Origin of the sequence: Nocardia farcinica (genome assembly GCF_029867845.1) — a bacterium.
In the GTDB taxonomy this organism is placed as follows: domain Bacteria; phylum Actinomycetota; class Actinomycetes; order Mycobacteriales; family Mycobacteriaceae; genus Nocardia; species Nocardia farcinica_A.
In genome coordinates, this window is sequence record NZ_JARWRU010001015.1 from 1 (window position 1) to 3,476 (window position 3,476).

At 69.9% G+C, this 3,476-nt stretch carries 2 protein-coding genes and 1 pseudogene; all 3 read left to right on the forward strand.

Annotated elements, in window-relative coordinates; all coding sequences use genetic code 11:
- Positions 1-93 (forward strand): annotated as a pseudogene (locus QH283_RS22485) (tRNA (guanosine(46)-N7)-methyltransferase TrmB); the annotation flags it as partial.
- Complete coding sequence (locus QH283_RS22490; protein WP_280504946.1) at positions 90-827, forward strand: NYN domain-containing protein; 738 nt, start codon at positions 90-92, stop codon at positions 825-827. The pseudogene QH283_RS22485 and the gene QH283_RS22490, both read left to right, overlap by 4 nt.
- Positions 827-3,476: MMPL family transporter (locus QH283_RS22495; RefSeq protein ID WP_280504947.1), on the forward strand; the 2,650-nt coding region annotated here is incomplete at its 3' end. The genes QH283_RS22490 and QH283_RS22495, both read left to right, overlap by 1 nt.

The following is a 3,476-nucleotide window of genomic DNA, read 5'->3' on the forward strand; positions in this document are numbered from 1 at the left end:
ATCGGCTGGCAACGCCCGGTCACCAAGTTCGAAGGCAAGGCACACAGGGCGGGCAGCGCCATCACCGAGTTCATCTGGGGCAAGATCGAATGATGAACATCGGTGCGACGGCCGACCCGGCCGGGGGTGTTGCGGGGGAGGTGCAGCCGACCGGAGCCGAGGGTTCCGGCGACGCCGCGGCGGACGTGCGCCGGGTGCTGCTGATCTGGGACGCGCCCAATCTCGACATGGGCCTGGGCGCGATCCTCGGCGGCCGCCCGACGGCGGCCTACCGGCCCCGCTTCGACGCGCTCGGCCGCTGGTTGCTGGCCCGCACGGCGGAGCTGTCGCGGCGCGCGCACAGCGGCGGCCGGATCGAGCCGGAGGCGACGGTGTTCACCAACATCGCGCCCGGCACCGCCGACGTGGTGCGCCCGTGGGTGGAGGCGCTGCGCAATGTGGGCTACGCGGTCTTCGCCAAGCCCAAGATCGACGAGGATTCCGACGTCGACGCCGACATGCTGGCGCACATCGAGCTGCGCAGCCGAGGCGCGGGACTGGCCGGGATCATGGTCGCCTCGGCCGACGGCCAGGCCTTCCGCGAACCGCTCGAAGCGCTGGCCGAACGCGGAATTCCGGTGCAGGTGCTCGGGTTCCGTGAGCATGCGAGCTGGGCGGTCACATCCGATACCCTCGAGTTCATCGATCTCGAGGACATCCCGGGCGTGTTCCGTGAACCGCTGCCGCGGGTTAGCCTCGACTCGCTGCCCGACGAGGGTGCCTGGCTGCAGCCGTTCCGGCCGCTGTCGGCGCTGCTCACCTCACGCCCCGGTCAAGGAGTCGCTTAGTGTTCACACGCTGGGGCGATCTGGTCTACCGTTTCCGCTTCGCCGTCATCGGCATCGTCACCGCGGCGCTGCTGGCACTGGGCGGCTACGGCTTCGGCCTGGAAGAACATCTCAGCTCCAGCGGATGGGACGACCCGCACTCCGAATCGGCGCAGGCCGCACGGATCGCCGACTCGGCCTTCGGCCGCGACCACAACAGCGACGTGATCCAGCTGTACACCGCGCCCGAGGGCCGGACGATCGACGACCCGGAGTTCCGGGACAAGATCGTCGACAGTCTCAACCGGCTGCCGCGTGAACACCCCGACCAGATCGCCAAGGTCAACGGCGCCTACTGGCCCACCGAGACCGGTCCCGGCGTGCCGCTGACCTTCGGCTCGCCGGACAAGAAGTACACCTTCGCCTCGGTGGCCATCGTCGGCGACAACGACACCGACATGGTCCGCAACTACCGCGAGGTCAAGGACGCCTTCGACATCGAGGGCGTGGACGTGCAGGTCACCGGCCTGCAGGCGGTGGCGGGCACGCTCAACGACACCATGGCCAGCGACTCGCGGCGCATGGAGATGCTGGCCATCCCCGCGGTCGCGGTGCTGCTGTTCTTCATCTTCGGCGGCCTGGTCGCCGCCGCGCTGCCGCTCATCGTCGGCGGCCTGACCGTGATCGGCGCCAACGGCATCATCATGGCGCTGACCAAGGTCACCGAGGTGAACTCCTTCGTCGGCAGCGTGGTGTCGATGATCGGCCTCGGCCTTGCCATCGACTACGGCCTGTTCATCGTCAGCCGCTTCCGCGAGGAGCTGGCCGAGGGCTACGCCCCGCCCGCCGCGGTGCGCCGCACGGTGATGACCGCGGGCCGCACGGTGGTGTTCTCCGCGACCATGATCGTGGCCAGCCTCGGCGGCATGCTGCTGTTCCCGCAGGGTTTCCTCAAGTCGGTGGCCTACGGCACCATCGCGACGGTGACCCTGGCAGCCCTCACCGCCATCACCATCCTGCCCGCCATTCTCGGCATCCTCGGCAGGCGCGTCGACATGCTCGGCCTGAAGCGCTTCAAGAAGACCAAGACGGCCGAAGAGGTCGAGAACAGCTTCTGGGGCCGCACCACGCAGTGGGTGATGCAGCATCCGCTCAAGATCGCGGTGCCGATCACCATCCTGCTGTTGCTGCTGATCATCCCGGTGAAGAACCTGGCCTTCGGCGGCATCAACGAGCGTTACCTGCCGCCGGACAACGACGTGCGCGTGGCGCTGGAGAACTTCTACGACGTCTTCCCGCTGAAGAAGACCGACCCCATCCAGCTGGTGATGGTCTCCGAGAACAGCGCCTCGGTGGGCAAGGTGTGGAAGCAGGCGGGCGAGGCGCCCGGCATTCTCGGCGGCTTCGGCGTGCCGAGCCGCTCGACCACCGAGCCGAACGTCTACCGGACCGAGGCATCGCTGGAGGTCTCCGAGAACGCCGATCCGACCATCGACTTCCTTCGCTCGATGGACGTGCCCGACGACGTGCGGCTCTATGTCGGCGGTCAGCCCGCGATCACCAAGGACAGCGTCGACGCCCTGCTCGACCGGATGCCGGTGATGATCGCGCTGGTCCTGTTCGTCACCACGCTGTTGATGTTCCTGACCTTCGGCTCGCTGGTGCTGCCGATCAAGGCCGCGCTGATGAGCGCGCTCGGTCTCGGTTCCACCCTCGGCATCCTGACCTGGATATTCATCGACGGCCACGGCGCCGGGCTGTTGAACTTCACCCCGCAGCCGATCATGTCGCCGGTGCTGGTGCTGATCATCGCGGTCATCTACGGTCTGTCGACCGACTACGAGGTCTTCCTGCTCTCGCGCATGGTCGAGGCGCGTGCCCAGGGCGCGTCCACCACCGAGGCGGTGCGGGCCGGCACCGCGCACACCGGTCGCATCATCACCGCCGCCGCGCTCATCCTGCTCGTGGTGGTCGGCGCGTTCGCCTTCTCCGACCTGGTGATGATGCAGTACATCGCCTACGGCCTGATCGCGGCGCTGTTCATCGACGCCACCATCCTGCGCATGCTGCTGGTGCCCGCCACCATGAAGCTGCTCGGCGACGACTGCTGGTGGGCTCCGGCCTGGATGAAGCGCATCCAGGAGCGGATGGGGCTCGGCGAGCCGATCCTCGACGACGAGCGCCCGGACGGCGGCGAGGTGGTCGACCTGGTCAAGACCACCCCCATCACCGACCCGGTCACCATGCTCATGCCCGCGCTGCCGGAGGAGAAGCAGCGCAAGACGCCGCGGCGGATGCGCACGGTCGCCGAGATCGAGGCCGAGGCGCCCACCCAGAGCATCGACGACGTGTCCCCGGCGCCGAAGGTTCCCGGCCGTCCCGAGGGCGCGCGCCCGCCCGTGCCGCCGCGCGGGGCCATGCCCGCCGCACCCGATCCGACCAGGCCGCGCGCGGCCTCGCCCGGCGCCGAGCAGTCCGCCCCACCGCCGTCCGCCCCGCCTGCGCCCGGTTCCCCGGCCGCGGGCCCGCAGATTTCCACGCCGCCGTGCGCCGGGCCGGGCCACGGCGGGGCCGGCCGGTCGCTACCCCCGCCGCACGGGGCCGGACAGGACGCGGTGGCCGCGCCCCAAACCCCCCCCCCCCGGCCCCCCCGCCCGCCGCGGGCGCCCG

What these genes read in the sequence shown, in the direction of transcription:
- QH283_RS22490 (WP_280504946.1), top strand. Translation starts at nt 90, where the DNA reads ATGATGAACATCGGTGCGACGGCCGACCCGGCCGGGGGTGTTGCGGGG.